Source organism: Glutamicibacter sp. FBE19, from assembly GCF_015524875.1.
GTDB classification, from domain to species: Bacteria; Actinomycetota; Actinomycetes; order Actinomycetales; family Micrococcaceae; genus Glutamicibacter; species Glutamicibacter halophytocola.
Window position 1 is genome coordinate 1 of record NZ_JACKQN010000001.1, and the last position, 25,783, is coordinate 25,783.

At 63.7% G+C, this 25,783-nt stretch carries 23 protein-coding genes; 16 read left to right on the top strand and 7 right to left on the bottom strand.

The annotated features are described in order from the left end of the window. On the bottom strand, positions 1-1,087 hold a 1,087-nt coding region (locus tag H6F58_RS00005), incomplete at its 3' end, for a glycosyl hydrolase (RefSeq protein WP_206693369.1). A 268-nt stretch (positions 1,088-1,355) separates the two neighbouring features. Between H6F58_RS00005 and H6F58_RS00010 the strand changes: the two genes are divergently transcribed. Together H6F58_RS00010 and H6F58_RS00015 are read left to right on the top strand one after the other, a co-directional pair. Beyond that, the gene (locus H6F58_RS00010) at positions 1,356-2,567 is read left to right on the top strand and encodes an MFS transporter (RefSeq protein WP_206693370.1); all 1,212 of its coding nucleotides are present in this window, start codon (positions 1,356-1,358) and stop codon (positions 2,565-2,567) included. Positions 2,568-2,755: 188 nt separating this feature from the next. After that, positions 2,756-3,361: a malonic semialdehyde reductase gene (locus tag H6F58_RS00015; protein WP_171918924.1), complete on the top strand. Its 606-nt coding sequence runs from the start codon at positions 2,756-2,758 to the stop codon at positions 3,359-3,361. A gap of 90 nt (positions 3,362-3,451) precedes the next feature. Here H6F58_RS00015 and H6F58_RS00020 read toward each other — a convergent pair whose 3' ends face one another. From H6F58_RS00020 to H6F58_RS00030, 3 genes are all read right to left on the bottom strand, one after another. Further along, positions 3,452-4,465 carry a sugar phosphate isomerase/epimerase gene (locus H6F58_RS00020; RefSeq protein ID WP_195180781.1) on the bottom strand — a complete coding sequence of 338 codons (1,014 nt, stop codon included), beginning with the start codon at positions 4,463-4,465 and terminating at the stop codon, positions 3,452-3,454. Then, positions 4,462-5,634, bottom strand: a complete 1,173-nt coding sequence (locus H6F58_RS00025; RefSeq protein WP_195180782.1) for a Gfo/Idh/MocA family oxidoreductase — start codon at positions 5,632-5,634, stop codon at positions 4,462-4,464. Before H6F58_RS00025 ends, H6F58_RS00020 begins: the two co-directional genes overlap by 4 nt. Positions 5,635-5,751: 117 nt before the next feature. Continuing rightward, positions 5,752-6,759, bottom strand: a complete 1,008-nt coding sequence (locus H6F58_RS00030; protein ID WP_195180783.1) for a LacI family DNA-binding transcriptional regulator — start codon at positions 6,757-6,759, stop codon at positions 5,752-5,754. Positions 6,760-7,100: 341 nt separating this feature from the next. Between H6F58_RS00030 and iolC the strand changes: the two genes are divergently transcribed. From iolC to H6F58_RS00075, 10 genes are all read left to right on the top strand, one after another. After that, positions 7,101-8,093, top strand: coding sequence for a 5-dehydro-2-deoxygluconokinase (iolC, locus tag H6F58_RS00035; protein ID WP_195180784.1), 993 nt, complete (start codon positions 7,101-7,103; stop codon positions 8,091-8,093). A 2-nt stretch (positions 8,094-8,095) separates the two neighbouring features. Next, positions 8,096-9,025: a hypothetical protein gene (locus H6F58_RS00040; RefSeq protein ID WP_060703149.1), complete on the top strand. Its 930-nt coding sequence runs from the start codon at positions 8,096-8,098 to the stop codon at positions 9,023-9,025. A gap of 30 nt (positions 9,026-9,055) precedes the next feature. Continuing rightward, positions 9,056-10,987 (top strand): 3D-(3,5/4)-trihydroxycyclohexane-1,2-dione acylhydrolase (decyclizing), encoded by a 1,932-nt coding sequence (iolD, locus tag H6F58_RS00045; protein WP_195181099.1) that lies wholly within the window; start codon positions 9,056-9,058, stop codon positions 10,985-10,987. A gap of 43 nt (positions 10,988-11,030) precedes the next feature. Next, positions 11,031-12,545 (top strand): CoA-acylating methylmalonate-semialdehyde dehydrogenase, encoded by a 1,515-nt coding sequence (locus tag H6F58_RS00050; RefSeq protein ID WP_195180785.1) that lies wholly within the window; start codon positions 11,031-11,033, stop codon positions 12,543-12,545. Between the two features lie 29 nt (positions 12,546-12,574). Continuing rightward, positions 12,575-13,495: a sugar phosphate isomerase/epimerase gene (locus tag H6F58_RS00055; protein ID WP_060703146.1), complete on the top strand. Its 921-nt coding sequence runs from the start codon at positions 12,575-12,577 to the stop codon at positions 13,493-13,495. 41 nt (positions 13,496-13,536) lie between these two features. Next, complete coding sequence (locus tag H6F58_RS00060; RefSeq protein WP_195180786.1) at positions 13,537-14,550, top strand: Gfo/Idh/MocA family oxidoreductase; 1,014 nt, start codon at positions 13,537-13,539, stop codon at positions 14,548-14,550. A gap of 7 nt (positions 14,551-14,557) precedes the next feature. Continuing rightward, positions 14,558-15,442 carry a sugar phosphate isomerase/epimerase family protein gene (locus tag H6F58_RS00065; RefSeq protein WP_195180787.1) on the top strand — a complete coding sequence of 295 codons (885 nt, stop codon included), beginning with the start codon at positions 14,558-14,560 and terminating at the stop codon, positions 15,440-15,442. Between the two features lie 65 nt (positions 15,443-15,507). Further along, on the top strand, positions 15,508-16,002 hold the full coding sequence (locus tag H6F58_RS18035) for a sugar phosphate isomerase/epimerase (protein WP_244652211.1): 495 nt from the start codon (positions 15,508-15,510) through the stop codon (positions 16,000-16,002). Continuing rightward, a complete protein-coding gene (locus H6F58_RS18040) occupies positions 15,935-16,474 on the top strand; it encodes a sugar phosphate isomerase/epimerase family protein (RefSeq protein WP_348536346.1) in 540 nt (179 codons plus the stop codon). The genes H6F58_RS18035 and H6F58_RS18040 overlap by 68 nt, the downstream gene beginning before the upstream one ends. 401 nt (positions 16,475-16,875) lie before the next feature. Then, complete coding sequence (locus tag H6F58_RS00075; RefSeq protein WP_060703142.1) at positions 16,876-18,366, top strand: sugar porter family MFS transporter; 1,491 nt, start codon at positions 16,876-16,878, stop codon at positions 18,364-18,366. Positions 18,367-18,426: 60 nt separating this feature from the next. Here H6F58_RS00075 and H6F58_RS00080 read toward each other — a convergent pair whose 3' ends face one another. Then, positions 18,427-19,428 (bottom strand): LacI family DNA-binding transcriptional regulator, encoded by a 1,002-nt coding sequence (locus tag H6F58_RS00080; protein ID WP_195180788.1) that lies wholly within the window; start codon positions 19,426-19,428, stop codon positions 18,427-18,429. Positions 19,429-19,524: 96 nt separating this feature from the next. Here H6F58_RS00080 and H6F58_RS00085 point away from each other — a divergent pair, with 96 nt between their 5' ends. Beyond that, complete coding sequence (locus H6F58_RS00085; protein WP_195180789.1) at positions 19,525-20,616, top strand: Gfo/Idh/MocA family oxidoreductase; 1,092 nt, start codon at positions 19,525-19,527, stop codon at positions 20,614-20,616. Next, the gene (locus tag H6F58_RS00090) at positions 20,613-21,404 is read left to right on the top strand and encodes a TIM barrel protein (protein ID WP_195180790.1); all 792 of its coding nucleotides are present in this window, start codon (positions 20,613-20,615) and stop codon (positions 21,402-21,404) included. Before H6F58_RS00085 ends, H6F58_RS00090 begins: the two co-directional genes overlap by 4 nt. Before the next feature lie 68 nt (positions 21,405-21,472). Here the strand turns inward: H6F58_RS00090 and iolB are convergent, their stop codons facing one another. Next, entirely contained in the window at positions 21,473-22,375 is a 903-nt protein-coding gene (iolB, locus tag H6F58_RS00095; RefSeq protein WP_146277051.1) for a 5-deoxy-glucuronate isomerase, read from the bottom strand. A 32-nt stretch (positions 22,376-22,407) separates the two neighbouring features. Continuing rightward, positions 22,408-23,148, bottom strand: a complete 741-nt coding sequence (locus tag H6F58_RS00100) for a GntR family transcriptional regulator (protein ID WP_060703137.1) — start codon at positions 23,146-23,148, stop codon at positions 22,408-22,410. 361 nt (positions 23,149-23,509) lie between these two features. On the opposite strand from H6F58_RS00100, the gene H6F58_RS00105 reads away from it, so the two are divergent. Next, a complete protein-coding gene (locus H6F58_RS00105; RefSeq protein WP_146277049.1) occupies positions 23,510-24,718 on the top strand; it encodes a Gfo/Idh/MocA family oxidoreductase in 1,209 nt (402 codons plus the stop codon). A 5-nt stretch (positions 24,719-24,723) separates the two neighbouring features. Continuing rightward, entirely contained in the window at positions 24,724-25,746 is a 1,023-nt protein-coding gene (locus H6F58_RS00110; RefSeq protein ID WP_146277047.1) for a LacI family DNA-binding transcriptional regulator, read from the top strand. Positions 25,747-25,783 lie beyond the last annotated feature (37 nt).

Sequence of the window (25,783 nt, forward strand, 5' to 3'; positions counted from 1 at the left end):
TGGTCCAGGTCAAGGCCCAGGCCATGCGACGTGCCTGCGGGTCGGCCTTGATCGCGTTGAAGACCTTGGTGTACCAGTTGATGGAGGGATTTTCTCCGTTGGCTTTCAGTGCCCCGCTCACTCCGTACTCGGTCAGGGCCGCTACCTTTCGGTGCTCGGTGGCCAGCGTGGAGAGCATGCCCAAGTCGGCCACGAGGCCGTCGAGCCACTGCTGGGAACCGCCCGAGCTGTCGTAGTTGTCATAGCCCAGCACGTCCACGAAGTCGTCTCCCGGATAGGTCTTCATGAAGGTTTCCGGCTTGCCGCTGAATCCGCCGCCGGGGGAGTAGGCATAGAGGAAATTGTGCACGTCTTTCTGATCGCGCAGGTATTCCACGGTGTAGCGGAAGAGTTCAATGTATTCGCTGGCTGAAGCATGGGAGGCACCCCACCAGAACCAGGAGCCGGCGTTCTCGTGGAAGGGGCGGAAGACCATGGGGATGGCACGGCCCTGTTCATCCACAGCGGCCTTGGCGATGCCGGCCACCCGGTCGAGGTAGTCGGTGAACTGCTTGTTGTGGTCTCCACCGGGCATGATGCGCGGAACCACGTCGCCATCGGTGTCATCGAAGGGGCCACCGGTGACAAAGTTGTCCATGTGGGCGGAGAAGGTCTGGATGGCGCCGAGCTTGTCGGCGGCCTGCACCAGCTTGACGGTGTGCTCGATGTTCTCTTGCGGTGTCGGGTCTCCGGGCGCCGAGCCGTAGCCCTGGTGGCCGAAGTCCCAGCCGAAGACCGCCGGGTAATCGCCCGTAGCGGCTTGGACGTCGGACAGGGTCCCGTCGGCCTGGGCATCGGAGAAGGTGACTCCGAATTCGGTGTCTTGCTGGTGCCCGAAGAGGATTCCCTGGCCCTGCTGGGAGTTCAGGTAGGCGAAGAGGGAGGCTGTTCTGGAGGTGGCGTCGGGATCGGCTAGCGGGAGTCGTTCGGGAGCGCCGTGGCGTTCTTGGGGAGCGATCACCGCCGCGTGAACGGGAATCGAGGCAGTGGCGATAACTGCTCCGGCGAGCAGCGAGGCGGCGAGTTGCCGCAGTTTGTGGGGGTGCAAGGTGGGTACCAGTTCTTTCCGGCTCTATCGAGCCAATAGGTGGTCGCCCTAGCCTAATCAGATTAACTTAATTAAGTAAAGATAATTCTTCCGAACCTTCCCCGGCCTTGGCCTTCTTGATCGTGGCCCGGTTGGCGGGTGTGCCCATGAGCCGCGGCTATCGCTGCGGAAGGCGAGGCGTCCGAGGCGTTTCGATAGAAAAGATTGACAGGACATTAGGACTTATCTAGGCTCGGAGTGTTATTCAACATGAGAGCGAGGTCCTGGCGTGAAGTTGCGGGCCAAGCCAAAGCAAGCTCAAGGCGCGAGTCTGGGCATCGTTTTGGCGACGTATGCGATCGCCATGTGCGGCACGACCATGCCCACCGCGCTCTATCCCACCCTGCAAGATGAGTATGGGCTGAGCACAGCCGCTTCAACGCAGCTTTTTGCCATCTACGCCATCGTGGTACTCGCGGTCCTTTGCGTCTTCGGATCCCTGTCTGATGCCATCGGACGCAAGCCCGTGATGATCCTTGGCCTGCTGGCCTCGGCTGCCAGCGGAATGCTCTACGCCGTGGCCGAGGATGCCCCGATGCTGTTCATTGCCCGCACGCTCTCCGGGATTTGCGCCGGGCTGGTGACCGGTACGGCAACGGCCTACCTCACCGATCTGGTCTCCAGTTCCGCGCGCGGTGCCGGCATTTCCAGCGTGGCGAATATGTCCGGGCTGGGCAGCGGGCCAGCGCTGGCGGCCTTCCTGACCTATTTTGTCCCCTCCGTGCCGATGATCGCGTTTAGTGTCCACGCAGTGCTCTCCGGGCTGTGCATGGCGCTGCTGGCCATGATCCCGGATACTGTCGCCCACCGCGGGCTCGGGCTCAAGCTCAGCCTGCCTTTGATACCCCGCTTCGCGCTCCGCGACTACTGCGTGGGCGGCCTGATGACCCTGGGATTCGCCGTAATGGGTGGTTGCACGGCCATGACATCCATCCTCGTGGTCCGCGCCTTCGGCATTACCGACCTGCGGCTGCTGGGGCTGATTGGCTCGCTGATTTTTGTTGCCACCACCGTGGGGCAGAAGGCTGGCGGGAAGCTGGTGGGCGAAAAAGCCCATCTGGGCTTCGCCGGGCTCATGGCGGGTACCGCATTGATCGCCTTGGCCCCGCGGCTGCACGGTGCAGCGGCGGTGGCTGTCTATCTCATTGGACTGCTGGTCGCTGGGCTGAGCCATGGAGCGCTGTTCCCGGTGGGCCTTGGCATAGTATTGCGCCGCATTGAACTGCGGCATCGGGGCAGCGCCAGTTCCGCCTTCTGGGTGCTGGGCTATGCGCTGACGGCACTGGGCGCCTTGGGGCTTGGCTGGGTTGGGCAGCTCATGGGCGAGTCGATGGCCGTGACCTGCTTTGGCATCACCATTGCGCTGTGTGCTGCCGGTTGCTTGCTGCTGCACCGGCAGTGGTCCAAGCCATCGGCGGAAGGAAGCCCAGGCACGCTCTGAACTGGACGTGGAGTAATCCATCCGGGCCCGGATTCCCGCTGCGCCAAGGGCATCAGGGGCTGCTTGTGGCGTAAAGCACATCAATTCTTGGAATGATGTTCAGAACCAAGCGGTTGGACACGAGTAGAACAAATTAGTGTCCGAATATGGCCAGCACGCAGGCCCCGGGCTGATCCGAAAGGCAATCAATGACTGTTGCAACCCAGGAAAACCAGGTCGATACCGCAGCGCTCAACGCCATTTTTGGCGAAGCCCGCACCGCCAACGCCTTCACCGGCGAGGTGACCGATGAGCAGGCCCAGCGAATCTACGAGCTGGCAAAATTCGGTCCGACCGCTTTCAACTCCCAGCCACTGCGCGTGACCTACGTGCGTTCGGATGAAGCCCGCGCCACCTTGGTTGAGGCAATGGCCCGTGGCAACCAGGCCAAGACCGCCGCGGCTCCACTCGTGGCCATCCTCAGCTACGACACCGCATGGCACGAGCAGTGGGACAACTTCCTGCCAGGCTACAACGCGCCCAAGGCCATGTACGACGCCGACGCAGAGTTCACCGCGGCCACCGGCAACAACAACGCACACCTGCAGGCTGGCTACTTCATGCTGGCAGCACGCAGCCTCGGCTTCGCCGTTGGCCCGATGACCGGTGCTGACTTCTCGGCCATCGATGCCTCGTTCTTCCCTGAAGGCGAGCAGAAGAGCTTCCTGGTGGTCAACATCGGGCAGCCTGCCGAAAGCGAGCTCGGTGCACCCAAGGCGCGCTTCGACTATGAAGCCGTGGTTCGCACCGTCTAAAGGCAACTTGCTGAACTCGAACAACACAAAAGGCAAGCCCGGAATTCACGACTGTGAATTCCGGGCTTGCCTTATTGCTGGTCCAGCTGGCTAGTTCGTGGCCAGCGAGGAGGCCAGGGCCGCGTCGGCATCAAGCAGCACCTGGGCCGCTACTTCCAATCCTTCAACCGCACCCAATTCGGTATCCTCATGCTCGATGTTCACGAGCATCTGCGGATCCACCTCGTGCAGGGCGCGCAGGAACTCGGTCCAGAATGCGGTGTCGTGCCCCTTGCCCAAGGCTACGAAGTCCCAGGCAGAGTTCTTCGGCCACTCATTGGCCCACTCATCCCCGCCGAGGTTGGTGCGCGGCTCATCCTCGCGCAACCGGCGGAAGCTGTTATCCAGCACCCCCTGGACTGCTGCGTTCGGGTTGATGCGCACATCCTTGGCGGCGGCGTGAAACACCCATTTGCCCAGGTCGCGCACCACGGCCACCGGGTCCATCTGCTGCCAGAACAGGTGGGAGGCATCAAGCTCCACGCCGATGTTGCTGGTGCCCGCGCGTTCAATCAGTTCGCGGAAACTGGCCGGGTTGAAAGCAATGTTCTGCGGATGCAGCTCCAGGGCGATCTTGACCCCGTGCTCGCGAGCCAGCTCGTCGATCTCGCGCCAGAATTCGGCGGCCACGTCGAACTGGTAGTCCAGCTGGTCCAATGCGGCGGAGTTCCAGGCGTTGACCACCCAGTTCGGGCGGGTGGCGCCCGGCTCGCCGCCGGGCAGGCCGGACATGGTGACCACGCGGGTCTGCCCCAGCCGCGCGGCGAGCCGGATCGAACGGCGGATGTCTTCGGCGTGCTTGTCCCCGATCTGCCGGTTCGGATGCAAGGGATTGCCGTTGCAGTTCAGCCCGGCGATGGCAACGCCGGTACCCTCGAACTGCGCAAGGAAGGCGTCGCGCGCCGCATCGGATTCGAGGATCTTCTCGATATTCGGCACGTGGACCGCCGGAAGGAAGCCTCCTGTATTCAGCTCAATGCCGGTGAGCCCGAGATCAGCAATGACCTTCAGGGCTTCGGGCAGCGGGCGGTCGTGGAGGATCGCGTTGTAGACGCCGAGTTTCATAGGGAGACCATCTTTCCGTCATTGTTCGAGGACTGTACTACTGCCTGCAGGATTTTCATGTTGTGCACGCCTTCATCGAAGGTTGCGTTGGCTGGAAGCGCCGATTCCACCCCGCTGACTTCGTCGAGGAAGGCGCGGGCCTGATAGCTGAACGCGTCGTTCTGGCCGAAGCCGACGCCTGGGGCGTCCATCGGCAATCCGCCGCCGATGTAGGCATGTTCTGGACCCAGGTTCACCGTGCGGTAGCCATTGGTTGCCTCGGGCCCCTCGCCGAGCATGATTTCGATTTCGGCCGGGCGCAGCTGGCTGAAGCGGGCCGCGCCCCTTTCGCAGAACACCTCGAAGGCCAGCGTGTTTGGATGGCCTGCAGCGACGCGGGAGACTTCCAGGCTGCCGGCGGCATCGGCAAACTGGACACTGAAAGCCGCGTAGTCATCATTCTCCACGGGCTCTGATTTATCGCTGAGTTCCGCCAGGTTGTGGCCGGTGACAGCTCCAGCTGGCAGATAGCGTTCGGCGATGCTGGTTCTGAGCTGTCCGCCGCTGACCGAGGTGATCTCGCCCGCCAGGAATTCGGCGACGTAGGCGAGGTGGCTGCCGACATCGGCTAGCGCCCCGGAGCCCGGTTCGCCCTTGAAGCGCCAACTCATCGGTGCCTGTGGGCTGTGCCCGTAGTCCGTCCAGTAGCGGCCCGAAAAATGCAGGACCTTGCCCAGGGTGCCGTCGTTGATCAGGTCGCGAATCGCGGCGATGCCAGGAGTGCGGCGGAAGGTGAAGCCTACCCGGGCGGTGGATTGGGCGTTGCGTGCCGCTGCCGCCATCGCCTCTGCTTCTTCCAAGGTATCGGCCAGCGGTTTTTCGCAGAGGACGTGCTTGCCGGCGGCCAGCAGACCTTCCACCGCTTCACGGTGGAAGCGGTTGGCGATGACAACGGAGACCACGTCGATGTCGGGGTCTGCGGCGACTTCCTGCCATGAGCCGAGGGCCTTTTCGTATCCGTATCGCTTGGCGGCCTTTGCCGCAAGCTCGGTGTTCACATCGGCGACGGCAACATAGCGCAGCGGGGGCAGGGTTGGTTCATACAGCGTGGGCGCGATTCGGTAGCCGGCGATGTGGGACAGTCCTGCCATGCCGGCGCCAATGACGGCGATGCCGATGCTTTGTGCCACGGTGTTCTCCTTGGAAGTGAGTGTTCTGGAATATTTTGGAGCGCTCCAAAAGAGTGTAGAGGTGATGTCGGATCAAGGTCAAGGGGTCTGCAGAAGAAGCTTTTGGGACTGGGGGAATCAGGGTCGGCGAGGTGCCGTGCAGGTGCCGCGCTCGATCAGCAAGGGCTCGAGCAGCACCCGCTGGGCTTCGCGCCCGGGGTCGGCGAGCCGGGAGAGGACCTGCTGGGCCACGTGCAATCCGAGGTCGTGGTTGCGGCTGTCGACGGTGGTCAGGTGCAGCAAATGGGTACCGGAGAGCGGCGAATTGTCGTAGCCGATGATTGACAGGTCCCCAGGCACCGAAAGGCCCGCGGCTTGCGCCGCGGCCATGGCGCCCATGGCCATCGAGTCATTGGCAGCCAGGATGGCCGTTGTCCCGGGATCCTCGTCCAATAGCCGCTGGGCGCACCGATAGCCGGTGTCTTCGGTGGTCAGCTCGCTGACCGAAACGACGTGCTCGTCCAGTCCTGCGGCCTTCATCGCCTCCTGGTATCCGGCCAGGCGCAGCATCGAGGATCCGCCGCCACCGCCGATGTGGCCGATGTTCCGGTGGCCCAGGGAGACCAGGTGCTCGATGGCCTGCCGGGTGCCGAGCCGGTCATCGCTGGAGGCAATGTCCGCCCCGGGAACCTGCGTGGCGCGGTTGCCGACCACGATCACCGGGATCTGGGAAGAAAAGCGCATGGACGGCGTCGGCTCGGTGGCCAGCACCAGGGCCTCGACCCGGGTGCTCAGAAATCCGTCCAGCGGATCCGACTCCACGTGGGCGTTCAGCGTGCGGTCGGAAACGGCAATGCGCAATCCGGCGCTGGCCAGTCCTTCTTGGAGACCCCGCAATAGTTCTACAAACCAGGCGTTGGTGTAGTCGTCGATGACCACGCCAACTGTCTGGCTGGTGCCTCCGGCCAGTGTGGTGGCTGCCTGGCTGGGGCGGTAGTCCAGTTCCTTGATGGCCGCCAGGACCGCGGCGCGGCGCGGCGCCGAGACGCTGGGGGAATCGCGCAGCACCAGTGACACCAGTGATTTGGAAACGCCGGCGGCCTGGGCGACGTCGTAGATCGTGGCTCGACGGCTTTCTGTTGCCACGGCTCCTCCTGGGTTCTGCCTGCTGCTCTCGTTAAGAGCCTAGCGTTTTGCCGGGGCGCGCCGCCGGCCTGGGTGGTTTCGGCTCCATCGTCGACCTCGACCAAGTCATAAAGTCAGGACATAGTATTCGGAAATTTTTTTTATTTTTTGGTGTCCGAAGCGGAGTGAAAACCCCGGAATTCCGGGGTTTTACCCCAACTATGTTACTCATGTTGTAAATATGTCAGTACAAACCTTTGACAGCGCTGGATTCATGGTGCAAAGTATTTCCTGTGGCACCGTTCACATTGTCGGCAGCTGGCCGATCCCTGAACTCCTGACTCGAAAGGACGTCGATCTGCGTGACTTACGACGTACTCACCCTCGGACGCATCAGCGTTGATGTCTACCCGAACGACATCGGCGTATCCCTGGCCGACGTGACCTCCTTCGGCAAGTACCTCGGCGGCTCTGCGACCAACGTCGCGGTGGCGGCAGCCCAGCATGGACGCGAAGCGGCAGTGATCACCAAGGTCGGCGACGACGACTTCGGCACCTTCCTGGAACGCGAACTGGACCGCTACAACGTGGACCGCTCGCAGGTCACCCGCGACGCCAGCTTGCAGACGCCGGTCACCTTCTGCGCCATCCTGCCGCCAGATGACTTCCCGCTGTACTTCTACGGCCGATTCCCGATGGCCCCGGACTGGAACATCACTACCAGCGAGATCGATCTCGACGCAGTGAAAAAATCGAAAATCTTCTGGAGCACCGTCACCGGCCTGAGCCGCGAGCCCTCGCGCAGCGCCCAGCTGGCAGCCTACGAGGCCCGCCCGGCCAGCTCGCTGGCCGAAGGGCAGTTCACCATCCTGGATCTGGATTACCGCCCGATGTTCTGGGACTCGGTGGAACAGGCCCGCGAGCAGGTCACCCAGGCGCTGGCCTCGGCCACCGTCGCCATCGGCAACGACACCGAATGCACCGTCGCGGTCGGCGAAGGAACCCCTGATGAGCAGGCGGACCGCCTGCTGGAGGCAGGAGTGCAGATCGCCGTGGTCAAGCTCGGCCCCGAAGGCGTCATGGCCAAAACCCGCACCGAACGCGTGGTCTCCGCCCCGGTTCCGGTGCAGACCGCCAACGGGCTGGGCGCCGGAGACTCCTTCGGCGGGGCCTTCTGCCACGGATTGCTCTCCGGATGGCCACTGGAACAGGTTCTGGACTACGCCAACGCCGCCGGAGCCATCGTCGCCTCCAAGGTCGCATGCTCCGACGCAATGCCGACCCCGCAAGAAGTCAACGCCCTGCTGGCCGAGCGCGGCCGCACCGTCCCCGCCTCCCAGAAAGACCTGGTCTAGCCATGAAACAGGCAACCGAGCTGAGCGTGGATCGCGAAGATCCCCGCCGCTACGAATCCATCACCCGCCAACGGCTGGAAGATCCGGCATCGGTGCTACGCGCCGCGGCCGCCCGCCGGAAGCATGCCGGCCCGGTGCTGGGACGCCAGAACTTCATCATCGCCGCCGACCACCCGGCCCGCGGCGCGCTGTCGGTCGGCAAGCGGGCCACCGCCATGGCCGACCGCCGCGAATTGCTGGACCGCCTGCAGATCGCCTTGCAGAATCCGGCCTGTGACGGCGTGCTCGCCTCGCCCGATATCCTCGATGACCTGCTGCTGCTCGGTGCGCTGGAAGGCAAGCTGGTCTTCGGCTCGATGAACCGCGGCGGGCTGACCGGCCTGGTCAACGAGATCGACGACCGCTTCACCGGGCACACCGCAGCCGCCCTGGCCGCCCTGGGCGCGGACGGCGGCAAGATGCTCACCCGGATCAGCTACGAGGACCCGGACACCGTCAAGACCCTGGAAGCCACCGCCGACGCGGTCTCCGATCTGGCCCGGCACCAGCTGGTCGCCATGGTCGAGCCCTTCATCTCCAAGCGGGTCGAGGGCAAGGTCGTCAACGACCTGCGCCCGGACGCCGTGATCAAGTCCATGGGCATCGCCTCCGGCCTGGGGGAGTCCAGCGCCTACACCTGGCTGAAGATTCCGGTGGTCCAGGACATGGAGCGGGTCATGGCCGCCACCACCCTGCCCACGGTGCTGCTCGGCGGGGATCCTGCCGGAGACCCCGATGAGGTCTTCGCCTCCTGGCAAGCCGCACTGGCCTTGCCTTCGGTCCAGGGGCTGACCGTCGGGCGGACGCTGCTCTACCCCGAGGACGGGGACGTGGCCGCCGCCGTGGCCACCGCCGCATCGCTTCTGAACACCACCGCACCAGTACGCAGCTGAGAAGGACAAAGCTCGATGACTACACGCACAATGACCGTCGCCCAGGCGGTTGTGGAATTCCTGGGCCGCCAGTACACGGTGGATTCCATCGGTGGAACCCAGTACCGCGAACGGCTGATCCCGGGCATGTTCGGCATCTTCGGCCACGGCAATGTCGCCGGCGTGGGCCAGGCGCTGAAGCAGTGGCAGGCCAAGGACCCGAGCCTGATGCCGTACTACCAGGGCCGCAACGAGCAGGCCCAGTCGCACCAGGCCGTCGCCTATGCGCGGCATACCCGCCGCCGGGCCACCTACGCGGTGTCCACCTCCATCGGCCCGGGCTCCTCCAACCTGCTCACCGGTGCCGCCCTGGCCACCGCAAACCGCCTTCCGGTGCTGCTGCTGCCTTCGGACACCTTCGCCACCCGCGCCGCGGACCCGGTGCTGCAGCAGCTGGAAATGCCGCACGGCTATGACATCACCGTCAACGACGCCTTCCGCCCGCTGTCCAAGTACTTCGACCGCGTCACCCGCCCGGAGCAGCTGGCCAGCGCCCTGCACCACGGGCTGCGGGTGCTCACCGACCCGGCGGAAACCGGTGCGGTGACCATCTCCCTGCCCCAGGACGTGCAGGCCGAGGCCTTCGACTTCCCGGAAGAATTCTTTGCCGAGCGCGAGTGGAAGATCCGCCGTCCCGAGCCAGAGGCGCAGGACATCGCCGAAGCAGCCAAGATGATCCGGGCCGCCAAGCGCCCGCTGATCGTCGCCGGCGGCGGGGTGCTCTACGCCTTCGCCACCGGGGAACTGGCTGAACTCTGCGAAGCCACCGGCATCCCGGTGGGCAATACCCAGGCCGGCGTGGGCGTGCTGCCCTGGGACTCCAAGTACTCGCTGGGCGCCATCGGATCCACCGGAACCACCGCCGCCAACGCGCTGGCCGAGCAGGCGGATCTGGTCATCGGCATCGGCACCCGCTACGAGGACTTCACCACCGCAAGCCGCACCGCCTTCCAGAACCCGGACGTGAAGTTCGTGAACATCAACGTCGCGGCACTGGACGCCTACAAGCACGGCACCGTGCTTCCGGTGGTGGCCGATGCCCGCAAGGCGCTGATCGCGCTGCGCGAAGCACTGACCGGCTACCGGGTCGACGGCGCCCTCGAAGTGCAGGCCGCCAGCGAAAAGCAGCGCTGGGATGCCACCGTGGACGAGGCTTTTGCCGAGCGGCTGAGCCCCCTGGTCAGCCAGAACGCCATTATCGGCGCGGTGAACCAGGCCATGGATCCCCGCGACGTGGTGGTTTGCGCCGCCGGTTCACTGCCCGGGGACCTGCACAAGATGTGGCGGGTTTCGGACCCCTACGGCTACCACGTGGAATACGGATTCTCCTGCATGGGCTATGAGATCGCCGGCGGACTGGGCATCAAGCGCGCAGTCATCGACGAGGCTGAACGCGGGGACCAGGAGAACCGCGATGTGGTGGTCATGGTGGGCGACGGCTCCTACCTGATGATGCACACCGAGCTGGTCACCGCGGTGGCCGAAGGCCTGAAGCTGATCACCGTGCTGATCCAGAACCACGGCTACGCCTCCATCGGCGCGCTCTCCGAGTCCCTGGGCTCCCAGCGCTTCGGCACCAAATACCGCACCCTGGATGCCGAAAGCCACAGCTTCGATGACGGTTCCACCCTGCCGATCGACCTGGCCACCAACGCCGAATCCCTGGGCGTGAAGGTCATCCGGATTGCCCCGGGCCCGCAGGCCATCGAGGACCTGTCGGCAGCCATCGCCACGGCCAAGGCCGCCGAGGAAGGCTCCGGCCCGGTCCTGATCCACATCGAATCCGACCTCTACGCCGATGCTCCCTCCAGCGAATCCTGGTGGGATGTCCCGGTCAGCGAAGTCGCCGAGCTTGAGAGCACCACGGCGGCCTACCAGAACTACACCAAGAACAAAGCGCGCCAGAAGCCCCTCTTGGGCTAGGGCCGGCAACAGAACACTTTTGAACAGCAAAGGAAATACGGCAATGACTACCACCGCCACCGACGTCGCAGAAATCTTGCACTTCATCAACGGCGCCCCTTCCGCGGGCACCGGCACCGGCACCCAGCCGGTCTACAACCCCGCCACCGGCGAAATCACCGGCCAGCTGCGCCTGGCCAGCGATGAGGACCTGGCGCAGGCCGTGGCCGTGGCCAAGGCCGCCTCCGAAACCTGGGGCGAAGTATCGATCGCCAAGCGCAGCAAGATCCTCTTCCGCTTCCAGCAGCTGCTCACCGAGCACACCGACGAGCTGGCCCGCATCGTGACCAGCGAGCACGGCAAGGTGCTCTCCGACGCCGCCGGCGAAATCAGCCGGGGCATCGAAGTGGTGGAGTACGCCTGCGGCATTTCGCAGTCGCTGAAGGGCGAGTACTCCGATCAGGTGTCCACCGGCATCGACGTCTTCTCCTTCCGCCAGCCGCTGGGCGTGGTCGCCGGCATCACCCCATTCAACTTCCCGGTCATGGTGCCGCTGTGGATGGCCCCGGTAGCCATCGCCACCGGCAACGCCTTCATCCTCAAGCCTTCCGAGCGCGACCCTTCCGCCTCGCTGCTGATCGCCGAGCTGTTCAAGCAGGCCGGCCTGCCCGACGGCGTCTTCCAGGTATTGCACGGCGGCAAGGAGACCGTCGACGGCCTGCTGACCCACCCGGATGTCGACGGCATCTCCTTCGTCGGCTCCACCCCGATCGCCAAGTACGTGCACGAAACCGCCTCCAAGCACGGCAAGCGCGTCCAGGCGCTGGGCGGGGCGAAGAACCACGCCGTGGTCATGCCCGATGCCGACATGGATCTGGCCGCCGACCACATCAACGCCGCCGCTTTCGGCTCCGCCGGCCAGCGCTGCATGGCCATCTCCGTGGCCGTCGCCGTGGGCGATGCCGCCGACGCGCTGGTGGACAAGCTTGCGGACCACGCCCGCAAGGTCAACGTCTCCAATGGCCTGGATGAGAAGGCTGACATGGGTCCGGTCATCACCCCGGCCTCCAAGTCCCGCCTGCAGAAGATCGTCGGCGAGGCCGAACAGGCCGGCGCCGCCCTGGTAATCGACGGCCGCGACCTGGTGGTCAAGGACCACGAGAACGGCTTCTTCGTCGGCCCGACCATCCTGGACAAGGTCAGCCGCGAAATGAGCGCCTACACCGAGGAGATCTTCGGCCCGGTGCTGGTGGTCTTGCGCGTGGATTCCCTGGAAGAGGCCATCGAAGTGGTCAACGCCAACCCCTACGGCAACGGCACCGCCATCTTCACCTCCTCCGGCGCCCACGCCCGCACCTACACCCGCCGCATCCAGGTGGGAATGGTCGGGGTCAACGTGCCGCTGCCGGTTCCGGTGGCGTGGCATTCCTTCGGCGGATGGAAGGACTCGCTGTTCGGCGAGCACCACATCTACGGCCCGGATGGCGTGCGCTTCTACACCCGTGGCAAGGCCATCACCCAGCGCTGGCCAGAACCAGCCAAGGGCACGGCTGCGACCTTCAACTTCCCTTCCAACTAGCCTTTTGAGCCAGAGAAACGGTACGCATCATGGCACAGAACATCACCATCGGAACTGCTCCTGACTCCTGGGGCGTATGGTTTGCCGACGACCCCAAGCAGACCCCGTGGCAGCGCTTCCTCGACGAGGTGGCCGAAGCCGGGTACAAAACCATCGAGCTGGGCCCCTACGGGTACCTGCCGACCGACCCATCCCAGCTCGCTGATGAGTTGGCCGCCCGCGACCTGAACGTCTGCGCCGGCACCGTCTTCACCGCCTTCCACCGCGGGATCGATGGCAGCGCCAATGCGTGGGAGGAAGCCTGGGAGCCAGCACGCAAGGTGGCCGAGTTGACCGCCGCCATGGGCGGCGAGCATATTGTGGTGATCCCGGCGATGTGGCGCGATGATGTCACCGGCCAGGCGCTGGAACCGGGCACCCTGGATGCTGCCGGCTGGGACTCGCTGGCCAAGGGCCATGACCGGCTGGGCAAGATCCTGCAGGAGGAATTCGGCCTCAAGCAGCAGTTCCACTCCCACGCCGACTCCCATGTCTGCGGCCAGAGCGACATCGAGAAGTTCCTCGAAGTCACCGACCCGCAGTACACCACCCTGTGCCTGGACACCGGCCACGCCGAATACGGCGGGGCTTCCAGCGTGGATCTGATCCGCCGCTTCCCTGAGCGCATCGGCTACCTGCACCTGAAGCAGATCAACCCGGACATCCTGGCCACGGTGCGCGAGCAGGACATGACCTGGGCCGCGGCCAACCTCGCCGGGGTCATGTGCGAACCGCCTGCGGGACTGCCGGACCTCAACGAGGTCCTGCAGGAAGTCGAGAAGCTGGGCCGCCCGATCTTCGGCATCGTGGAGCAGGACATGTACCCGGTCGCGGACTTCTCGGTGCCGCTGCCGATTGCCACCCGCACCCGTAATTATCTGCACAGCTGCATCTCCCGCAGCCACGTTTAAGCCAGACTGAACCTAGCCAAGAACTCTTGAAAGGACATATCGTGCCAGATATCCTGCGCGTCGCCGTCGTTGGAGCCGGACGCATGGGCGCCGACCACATTCAGCGGATCCACCACCGCATCTCCGGAGCCGAAGTGGCTGCCGTGGTCGACATCGACCTTGACCGGGTCAACGCCGCGATTGACGGCATTCCCGGTGCCAAGGGCTACACCGATCTGGACGCCGCGCTTTCCAGCGGGGAGGTGAATGCGGTCCTGCTGGCCACCCCGGGCTTCCTGCATCATGATGCACTGCTCAAGGTGCTCGAGGCAGATATTCCGGTGTTGTGCGAGAAGCCGCTGACCCCGGATGCCGCCTCATCCTGGGAAATCGTCGAGGCCGAGGCGAAGCTGGGCCGCAAGCGCATCCAGGTGGGCTTCATGCGCCGCTTTGATGCCGAGTACCAGCAGCTGCGCCAGCTGATCGAGAACCAGGGCCTGGGCGAATTGCTGGTGCTCCACCACCAGCACCGCAACCCGAGCACCCCCGAGGGGTTCACCAACGAGATGCTGATCAACGACTCGGTGGTGCACGAATTCGATGCCATCCGCTACTTCACCGGCGAGGAGATCACCAGCGTGCAGGTGCGCCTGGGCAAGGCCACCCGCAATGCGCCCAATGGGCAGCATGACCCGCAGCATGTGCTGGTGGAAACCAGCTCGGGCGTGCTGGCTGACGTGGAGATCTACGTCAACGCGAAGTTCGGCTACGAAGTGGCCACCCAGGCCTCCTTCGAGGATGGCATCGTGTCCATCGGCAATGACGCGGGACCCTACGTGCGCACCGCAGGCCAGTGGGGCGGCAAGGTCACCCCGGGCTTCGAAGAACGCTTTGGCGCCGCCTATGACACCGAAATCCAGTCGTGGGTGGATGCTGCATTGCGCGGCGAGCTGGGCGGTCCGAGCGCCTGGGACGGCTACGCCACCGCAGCGTGCTGCGAGGCCGGCGTCGAAGCCCAGCGCACCGGCGCCAAGGTGGACGTGCAGCTGAACAGCAAGCCGGATCTCTACAGCTAAGGGCATCATGAAATACGCATTGGATCCCACCCCATTCCATTCCACGCACTCGGTGCTGGAGTTCCCGAAGCTGGCCGCAGAACTGGGCTACGACCATATCCAGCTGACTCCGCATGCGGACATCATCCCGTTCTTCACCCACCCGAAGGCCGATGATGACCTGGTGGCAAAGCTGGCCGCCGAGTGCAAGGGAGCCGGAGTGGGCATTGCCTCGGTGCTGCCGGTGCTGCGCTGGTCCTCGCCCGACGAGAACCTGCGCCAGGCGGCGGTGCGCTATTGGAAGCGCGCCATCCAGATTGCCGTGGATCTGGGGGTGAACCAGATGAATACGGAGTTCTCGGGACGTCCCGAGCGTGCCGAGGAGTCCGAGGCCGCGTTCTACCGGTCCATGGAAGAACTGGTTCCGATCATCGAGCGCGAGGGCATTAACGTGGCCATCGACCCGCACCCGGATGACTTTGTGGAAGAGGGCCTGGCCGCCTGGCGGGTGATCCGCGGAGTGAACTCGCCAAACCTGTCCTTCGTGTATGTCGCCTCGCATTCCTTCCACATGAAGGATCAGCCGTTGGAGATCATGCAGACGGTAGGGGAGCGGCTTCGCGTGGTCCACGTGGCCGACACCATGAACCACCATGCCTCGCATGGGCTGCGCTACATCACCAACCCGCCGGGCAATCCGGTGCGCGTGCACCAGCACCTGAAGGTTGGCGACGGCGATGTGAATTGGGATGAGTTCTTCTCCGGCTTGGTGGCCAATGGCTTTGCCGACCGCGAGGAGAGCGTAATGGTCTCGAGCGTCTTCGCGGAGAACGAGAACGCCATCGAGGTTTCGAAGTTCCAGCTGGAGCAGATGCGCAGCCGCGTGGCTGCAGCCCAGGCCGCACGCGTCTAGGCGCAAGCACAGATGCCCGGCCCGCAAAGGGCCGGGCATCGATCTTTTTAAGGAAGGAATCAACCATGGAAATCGGTCTGATCACCGATTCGCTGTCATCGCGAAGCTTCGACGAGGTCCTGGGCATTGCCGCCGACCTGGGTCTGGGTTCCATCGAATTGCCTACGGGCAATTGGTCCGAGGCCCCGCACCTGGACCTTGACGCCCTGCTGGACAGCGAAGCGGAGCGCCTGGCCTACCTGGGCAAGATTGCCCAGGCCGGGCTGCGCATCAGCGCGCTGAATGCCAACGGAAACCAATTGCATCCGGTATCCGGGCCGGAACAGGACTTGGTGCTGCGCAAGACGATCCGCCTGGCCCGGCTCATGGATGTCCCCACCGTCGTGTGCATGTCCGGATTGCCCGGAGCTGCGGGGGGACAGCACCCCGAACTGGGTGACCAGCTCGTGGCCGCCGGAAAACTTGTCGATCCTGGAGCACCAGTGGGAGCAGGTGGCCCTTCCCTATTGGCGGGAGCTTGCTGGCTTCGCCCAGGAGCACGGCGTCAAGCTGGCGATTGAACCATGCTTTACGCAGCTGGTGTACAACGCGGCGACCGCCAAGCGGCTGATCGATGCGGTAGGCAGCGAATGGGTTGGCATCAATCTGGATCCCTCGCACCTGATGGCGATGGGCGCGGATATCCCAAGCGTGATCCGTGCCTTGGCTGGCACCATCATGCACGTGCATGCCAAGGACGTGCGATTGAACGCACCGGTAGTCTCCGCGAATGGCTTGCCCGATGGCACCGGAATGACGCAGTGGCAGCAGCGGGCCTGGAACTATGTGACCCTGGGCTTGGGGCATCCGGCAGGCGAAGCCTTCTGGGCTGATTTCGTCTATGAGCTGCGCGCAGCCGGCTATGACGGCACGCTCAATATCGAGCACGAGGATGTGCTGGTCAACTCGGAAGAAGGAGTTCGCCGTGCGGCCGGGCTGCTGCGCCGGGTGGCCCTGCAGGGCGAGCCGGATTGGAAGCCCGCCCAGGTATAAGACAGCCGTGGCAGGAGGTGCTCGAGGCCGGAACCAGTCAGCGGTTCCGGCCTCGGCCTGCTTCTGGAATTCGCCCCGTCCATTTCGCTGCATTACGGCGGTGACTTGGGTGGCGGAAGCATCGGCGGGGCCACGTGCAGGGTAGTGCCGAGTCTCGGCCTGGGCATCGAAGCGGTATTTGTCAGGACAAATTAGCCCACAACTCTTGATCTAGAAACACTGATGACGTATTGTCCTTACATAAGGGCTGTGAAGCCAATCACTTTCAGTTTATGTGGCAGGGCCAGGATGATGCGAAGCAGCACCCCGCCGCACCGTGTGAAGGACGCCGGATCGCAGAAGATCCGATGGATGGCCGACGGCCAGCAAAGCTTTCACCCGGGCAAACCAAAGGAGTTCCCATGTCCAGTTCGCAGAATCTCTCTGCCAAACCGAGCCTCCCGCCACTGACTGCGGGACCGCATTCCAAGCGTCTCGGTTTGATTTCCATCATCGCCTGCTTCGGCGGGCTGCTCTTCGGCTACGACACCGGAGTGGCCAACGGAGCAGAGGGGCCGATGGCGGCCGAACTTGGCCTGAATCTCCTGCAGGTCGGCGTGGTGATCAGCTCCCTGGTCTTCGCCGCTGCCATTGGCGCGCTGATCGGCGGGCAAATCTCCGATGCCTGGGGCCGGCGCAAAACCATCATCATGCTTGCCGTCCTGTTCTTTGCGGGAACCCTGCTCGTCGTCTTCTCCCCAGCGGGCCCAGAGCCAGGAACCTTCTCGCCGTTGGGCTTCTCTGTTCTTGTTGCCGGACGCATCATGCTCGGGCTGGCTGTCGGCGGGGCGTCGACCGTGGTGCCGGTGTACCTTGCCGAATTGGCACCCTACGAAATCCGCGGATCCATCACCGGGCGCAATGAGCTGGCCATCGTTTCCGGCCAGCTGGCAGCGTTTGTCATGAATGCCATCATCGGCACCGTATTGGGCGGCAGCGTGGATGGTGTCTGGCGCATCATGTTCGCCATTTGCGCCCTGCCGGCCTTGGCCCTGTTCTTCGGCATGCTGCGCATGCCCGAATCCCCTCGCTGGCTCGTGGAAAAGCGCCGCTACGCGGAAGCCCTGCGCATACTCAAAACCGTGCGTTCGGCCGAACGCGCGCTGGCTGAAGTCCATGAGATTGAAATCGTGGCCGAAGAGGAAAAGCGGAACAACAAGCCGGTAGGCATCAAGGCCATTTTGACCAACAAATGGCTGTTGCGCATTATCGCCATCGGCATCGGTGTTTCGATGACCCAGCAGCTCACCGGTATCAACTCGATCATGTACTACGGAACCAGAGTGCTCGAAGAGTCGGGGATGTCCGAGCAGCAAGCGGTCTTGGCCAACATCGCCTTCGGCGTAGTTGCCGTGATCGGCGGGATTATCGCGCTGCGCAATATGGACCGCATGGATCGCCGCAAGACCTTCTTGATCGGCTTGTCGCTGACCACCATCTGCCACATGCTGGTGGCCTTCGCCGGCATGCTGTTGCCTGTGGGCAACCCGGTCCGCCCGATTGTCATCATGATTCTCGTGGTCGCCTTCGTGATGTCCATGCAGACCTTCCTCAACGTTGCCGTGTGGGTCTGGCTGGCAGAAATCTTCCCGCTGCATATGCGTGGCCTGGGCATCGGCATCTCGGTGTTCTTCGGCTGGGGAACCAATGGCGTGCTAGCGCTGTTCTTCCCTTCCCTGGTTTCCGGGGTCGGCATTACCGGATGCTTCTTCATCTTCGCTGGAATCGGCGTACTGGCCCTGATCTTTGTCGCAACCCAGGTTCCCGAAACCCGCGGACGCTCCCTCGAAGCACTTGAAGAGGATGTTTCCACTGGAGCCATCTACCAGGTCAAGGCTTCGGCCGGCGCCTGATTCAAAATCCCGGCATCAGCCAAGAGACCCGGCCTCACCCCATGGTGGGGCCGGGTCCCGTTAAGCGGTGTGCCCGCCGGTGCTGCCGCGCACCACGAGTTTCGGTGCGTGCGTGCTCGACTGGCCAGGCGAATCCAGGGCTGCCTGCATGGCGGCCTTCGCCAACGCCGCGACGTCCTGGCGGACACTGGTCAAATCCGCATGCGCCAGCCGTGCAAACTCGCTGTCGTCGTAGCCGGTCAAGCTGATCTGCCCGGGAACGCTTATGCCAGCAAGGTCGATCGCCTGCCGGGCGCCCAGGGCCGCGCGGTCGTTAAAGGCCAGAATCGCCGTGGCGCGCTCGCCTGGAGGCGTTGTCTCGAAGTAGTGCTGGAGGGCCTTGAAAGCCGCGGCCTCATCGGCACCTGCATGCAGAACCTGGCCCGAAACCTTGGTGCGTTCAACCGAGGCCAGGAAGGCTTCGCGGCGTTGTTGCGCCGAGACGGCTGTACCGCCATCCAGGTGCAGCATTCGTTCGTGCCCAAGCCGGGCCAGGTGGCTGACAAGCTGTTCAATGCCCGCGGCCTCGTCAGTGATGATCGAGGGCACTGCCTCGGACTGGCGCAGCAAGCTGATGACCGGAATCTGCTTGGCTGCCTGGGCCAGTTGGCTGGCCGGCAACTCGGGGAAGACGCCGATAACTGCTTCAACTCCCGCATCAATGAGGGTATTGAGCACGCGGAGCTCATCGCGGTGCTTGCCGGTGGCTCCCAGGATGATTTCGAAGCCCTGGCTATCCGCTTGCGCATAGAGGGCATCTGCCAGCTCGGCGTGCAGCGGTTCGCCGAGCGCCAAAGCCAGGCCCAGGGTTCTGCTGCGGCTGCTGCGCAATGAGCGGGCGCGCGAATCAGGGCGGTAGCCCAATTCCGCGGCGGCTTGCTTGACCCGCGCCCTGGACTCTTCGCTCGCCCCTTCGGCCTCTCGCAGCACGATGGACGCCAGCGCAACGGAAACCCCGGAGGCGCGGGCAACATCGGCGAGCGTGGGGCGTTTTGCGGGGCGCTGCGCAGAATGCTGGGGCATTTGCCGAACTTTCTTCTAGAACGTTATAGACACATGCTATCCAGTGTGCCATGATTTTTCTGAACACCAAATCTAGAACGTTCTAGGAGAGACTCCATGGCTTACCAGGCATTGCCGGAAACCACCACGCAGCCATTGCGCATTGCTGTCATCGGCACCGGGTGGATCGGCGCATTCCATGCACGCACCGTCGCCCAATACCTGCCCGATGCAGTACTTCATGTGGTTGCTGATCCGGCACCAGGGCGTGCTGCAGAGCTGGCCGCTGAACTTGGATGCACCAGCTACACCGAAGACATTGCCGATGTCTTCGCGGACGACACCGTGGACGCCGTGGTCATTGGCGCCCCTTCGGCCTTCCACGCGGGCCTGATCGCCCAGGCTGCCGCCGCAGGGAAGCACATCTTCTGCGAGAAGCCAGCGGCCCACGCGCTGGCAGACCTCGACCAGGCGCTGCAGGCTGTTGAAGATGCAGGGGTACTGCTGCAGATCGGCTTCAACCGCCGCTTCGCCAAGGACTTCGCGTTGGTGTCCGAGCAAATCGCTTCCGGTGCTATTGGAACACCGCAGCTCATGCGCTCGCTGACCCGCGACCCGCAGGTCGAAGGCGGACTGCCCAACGGCGACAAGGTTCGCTCCCACGTCATCTTCACCGAAACCCTGATTCATGACTTCGACACCCTGAACTGGCTGAACTCCGAGGCCGAGGTAACCGAGGTCTACACCATGTCCGATGCCTTGGTGGCTCCCGAGCACAAGAAAACCGGACTCCTGGATACCGCGGTGGTCACCCTGCGCTACTCCAACGGGGCCATCGCGGTGGCCGAGGCGAACTTCTCGGCCAGCTACGGCTACGACGTGCGCGGAGAATTCTTTGGATCTTCCGGCATGGTCCAGGCCGGCAACCCGGTGCAGCTGGCAGCCTCCAGCTTCGACGCGCAGGGGGCGCACGCTCCGACCGAACGCCTGAACATCGAACTGTTCGCCCAGGCCTACCGCGATCAGCTTTCGATCTTCACCCGCAAGATCCGCGGCGTGCGCGAAGGCACCGCCGACGCGGCGCTGGCTGTGCCGACCGGTGCCGATGCGCGGGCAGCCTTGCGCGTGGCACTGGCCGCCCTGGAATCCTCTGAAACTGGCCTGCCGGTCAAGCTTCAGTCGGCAACTCGACTCGCGGTCAACGCATGAGCGGGCAACTAGCGGTCTGCGCGGAGATGGTCTTCCTGGATCTTCCGCTGATCGATCGAGTCAAGAAGCTGCACCAGGCCGGATTCGAAATCGAGCTATGGGACATCCGGGACAAGGACCTTTCGGCACTCGCGGCCACGGGCGCGCGCTTCGGCTCCATGACCGGCTACAGCGAAGGCAGCCTGTGCGATGCAGACAGCGCGCATGAAGTAGTGCGCACGGCCAGGGAACTGATTCCCGCCGCCAAGCAGCTGGGCATCAGCCGCCTGGTAGTGCACCCGGCCCAGCTCATTGACGGGCAGGCCGCCACCCCGCGCTTCAGGGCCACCGGAGACATGTGGCTGAGTGCCGCAAGGACCTTGGAAGAACTGGGGCGCCTCGGCGAAGAGCACGAGGTCACCTTCATGCTGGAGAACCTGAATACGATTCTTGACCACCCGGGCATCCCGCTGGGCCGCGCCAAGGACACGCTGGCCCTGGTCAAAGCCGTGGACCACCCCAATGTGAAAATGATGCTTGACCTCTACCATGCCCAAATCGGCGAGGGGAACCTGATCGAGCTGGTGCGTTCGGCACTGCCGCATATCGGAGAAATCCAGGTGGCCGACGTTCCGGGCCGCTGCGAGCCGGGAACCGGCGAGATCAACTATCGCGCGGTAGCCCAGGCGCTGGCCCAGCTCGGCTACTCGGGTCCTGTTGGCATGGAAGCCTATGCCAGCGCGGATTCTGAGGGCGCCATCGCGGCCTTTGCCGACGCCTTCGAACCACTGGCCCAGCTAGCGGGCTGAAACCGGTAAAGCGAAGCGGTGGCAACAGGAATTCCTGTTGCCACCGCTTCGCTTTGTGCCATCGTGGACTAGGCCAACGGCCCAAAGGGCAAGCGCGGATCCATGCTCTGCGCATCCCAGGTCTGGCGGATCCAGCCGTGGTGCGGGTCATCGCTGATCAGCCAATCGCGCACTCGCCCAGGGCCAGCCATCACATTCAGGTAGTAGAGGTCATAGCCTGGCGCCGCCATGGCCGGACCATGCCAGCCGTAGGGAACCAGGACGACATCGCCGGTGCGAACTTCGGCGTTGACGTCGATGGGACGCTCATCCGAGGCGTAGACGCGGGCGTAGCCAATGGGATCGGTGGCCTCGGGGGCCGGCATATCCCGGGCCAGCTGGGTTTCGAAGTAGTAGATTTCCTCGAGGCTGGTCTCGCCTTCTTTCTCCTCATCATGCTTGTGCGGAGGGTAGGAAGACCAGTTGCCGGCCGGGGTGATCACTTCACAGACGATGAATCGGTCCGCCTCCAGCGCGGCCGGGGTGCCGAAATTGTGGACCTGGCGGGAGCAGTTGCCGGCTCCGCGCAGCTCCACCGGCGTCTCTTCGGCCTTGATCAGGCGGGTGGGGTAGGACTGCTTTGCCGGCGCCAGTGCGATGGCCACGCGGCCCCCCTGCTCAGCGCGGATGCTCAGTGCCGTATTGATGCCCGAGTAGAGGACATCTGCAGGACCGGAAAAGACCGAATCGCGGCCGGTGAGCAGGTAATCGTCGCCGCCGACGCTGACGGTGAATGACTCTCCGCCCAGCGGAATGACGATCCGTTCCTCGCTGGCGGCATCCAACTGGATCGTTTGTCCGGGAGCCAGTTCGGCCACCTTGAGCCCGGTATGGGCCCAGCCGTCGACAGCGGTGGGGGAATCATGGGCGCCAAGCGAGACGCTCCAGTCTCCGTCAGCGGCGGAACCAGCAGGGTAGATCCAATCGGTCATCGGTCAGTCCTTTCGATGGCGGTGCCAGGTGCCTAGCGTTGCACCAAGGTCATTTCAAAGCTGTATGCGTCAGCGCGGTAGACGTGAGACCCCGTCTCAACATTGCGACCGGTGTCATCGACAGCGGTGCGCTGCATGGTGACCAGGGCCGAACCGGCGCTGGTATCAAGGGCGTGCGCCTGGTCGTCATCGGCGATGGTTGCACCGATGCGCTGCTGGGCGAGCCGGAAATTGACGCCCGCGTCGCGCAAGAGCTCATAGAGGCCATGGGTGCGCAAGGACTTTTCATCGAGCTCGACAATATCGTCGCGCACCCAGTTCTCCATGAGCGCCAGCGGGCTGCCGCCGGCAGAACGCAGACGGGTGAAGTGGTAGACCGAAACGCCCTTGGGCAGCGAGAGAAGTTCCTGGATTTCTGACGGAGCTGGAATGTGCTCGAAGCTGAGCAGCGTAGTGGAGGGCTTCTTACCGGCACGCTCAAGGTCGTCGTTCAGGCTGGAGAGCTCGAGGTGCCGGCGGATTTGGCTGGACACGACCTGCGTACCCACTCCGCGCTTGCGCACCAAGAGCCCTGACTGGACGAGATCATCCATGGCCTTGCGGATGGTGGGGCGGGATAGCCGCAGTCGCTGGGCCAGCTCGATTTCGTTTTCCAGCCGGGTGCCCGAAGCGAGAGAACCGTCGCGGATGGCGCCTTCGATGCCCTGCACTACCTGGTGGTAGAGGGGGATCGGTGAAGATCTGTCGATCTTGATGCTCAGTGGTGTGCTCACAATTGCTCCTTGCCGGCGACTTCGTAGTCAAATGTCGCTTTGACAGGACAAAGTATATCGGAAAGTTGACGCTTTGGGCATCCCCTGGGCCGAAATCAGCGTGATCTAGAGCGGTTGGCCGCTGTGGGTGTTGCTGGCTGACCCGCGTAAAGCCGTTCCAATGCGGTTGATAATCCCTGTTTTACTAGGGAGTTTGGACGGAAACGTCACCTTGTCCAATTGTCTTGACAAAAAATCACTCAAAATTCATTGCCTGCAGGTCCGGGAGGCGCATAGGGTTTTTTGGAACGGTCCAACATTTGGGGATCCGGAGAGCCAAGAGGGGCACGCGGCCCGCATCGCCGCAGACAGGGAGAGCATCTTGAATCAACAGCGCACCGTTGGAGTTGGCCTGATTTCAGTGGGTTGGATGGGCAAGCTGCATGCCCGCGCGTATAGTTCCGTGCCCTACGTTTATCCGGAGCTGGGAATCAAGCCGCGACTGGTTGTCGCCGCGGATACCGAGCAGTCCCGGGTGGACTACGCCATTTCCACCCTGGGCTTTGAGCGCGGGACCCTGGACTACCACGAAGTCCTTGCGGATCCTGAGGTTGATGTCGTCTCCATCTGCGCGCCCAACTTCCTGCACGCCGAGATGGCGATTGCCGCGGCTGAAGCCGGAAAGCACTTCTGGATCGAAAAGCCTGCCGGCCGCAGCCTGGCAGAAACGCAGTCCATCGAGCAGGCCGTGGCCCGCAACGGGGTCGAGACCTCCGTTGGATTCAACTACCGCCATGCGCCAGCCATAGAACGAGCTCGGCAGCTGGTTGGCGATGGCCGGCTGGGAGAAATCACCAACGTGCGTGCCAGTTTCCTTGCTGGCTATGCTGCTGATCCGCGGGCGGCGCTATCCTGGCGCTTCAATCGGGAACTTGCGGGCAGCGGCGTGCTCGCCGATCTGTTCAGCCATGCCGTAGACCTGTGCAGCCACGTGGTGGGTTCCATCCAGAGCATCAGCGCTGCAACCAATGTCATGATTCCCGCCAGGCCCAAGCTGTCCATGGGCCAGGGAACGCATTTTGATTTGATTGAAGGCGGTGAAATGGGCGAGGTGGAGAACGAGGACTATGCTGCTGCACTGGTTCGGTTCAGCCCGGAGGGCCTCGCCCAGCGCGCCATCGGAACCATCGAGGCTTCGCGCGTAGCCATCGGCCCGCAATGCGGCTACCGCTTGGAAATCTACGGCACCGAAGGCTCGGTCAAGTGGGACTACGAGCGCCTGAACGAACTCGAAGTAGTCCTTGGCCGGAACAACGAAGAACAGGGGTTCACCACGGTGATTGGCTCACCAGGGCATGGGGAGTACTCACGCTTCCAGCCCGGGCCGGGCAACGCCATGGGTTTCGACGACCTTAAAATCATCGAAGCCAAAAAATTCCTGCTGGCCGTTTGCGGGGGCGAGAAAACCAACTCCACCATCGCTGACGCGGTGGCAGCTGCCGCCCTCGTTGAAGCCGCCGAAAAATCCGCGGCCACCGGGGACTGGCAGCAAGCAGGCAAGCCAGCCCAGGGCCAGAAGATGCAATACTGACTGCCATGTTGCCGATGCCAAATCGCCGCCCCACTATCCGCGATGTTGCCAAGCACGCGGGGGTCTCCAAGTCCCTCGTGTCCTTGGTGCTCTCGGATCCAAGCAAGGTCAGTTCGCTGCGGCGTTCGCGGGTCGAGGATTCAATCCGCGAGCTCGGCTACCAGCCCAACTTGGCGGCCCGATCCTTGGTGGCGGAGAACCGCCACGCGATTGGCGTGGTCTTGGGCGAACTGCACAATCCGTGGGTGCTCGAAGTTGCCGAAGTGGTGCGCGAGCAGCTGCAAGCGGCAGGGTTTGATGTGCTATTCAGTGCCGCGGCCATCCATGATGGACAGGGCATTGGCACGGCGGAGCTGCAGGCCCTGCGTGATCTGCGGGTCAGCGGGATCCTGGTCGTGGGCTCGGCTGATGACGCGGCCAGCTTTGAATCTGCGCTGGGTGAGACCCCCGCGGTATTCGTTGGCAGCGGGCGTGAGCCGCAAGCGAATACCGCAGTAGCGTCCATTGATGACGAGCAGGGGTTTGGCCTGGTGATCGACCACCTGGTCAGTGGCGGCAATGGGCAAATTACCCATGTATCAGGAGGTTCTGGTCCAGTGGCCGCACTGCGTGAAGCCGCCTACCACCGGGCCATGCAGCGGCACGGCCTGCGCGAGCAGGTGCAGGTGGTGGAAGCTGGCCCAAGCCTTCAAGCTGGATATGAGGCCGTGGCTCAGCTGCTGGCTTCCGGGAAGCGGCCCCAAGCGCTGGCCTGCTTCAATGACCTGTGCGCCTTCGGCGCGATGCAGGCCCTGGACGAGGCAGGGATCAGTGCTGCGGTGACGGGTTACGACAATATTTCCTTGTCATCTTTGGGAAGGATCTCGTTGACCAGTGTCGACTCTGATTCCCAGGATCTGGGCCGCGGAAGCGCACGGCTCCTGCTTCATTTAATGCGTAATCCAGAAGGAAAATTCGCACGTCAAATAAAGATTTTGCCACGGCTCATCGTGCGCGCATCATCCGAAGTGCCCCCGCGATCCCTCTGAGGGTTCGGTGGAGCTTCCACCTTTTATGAGAATCCGA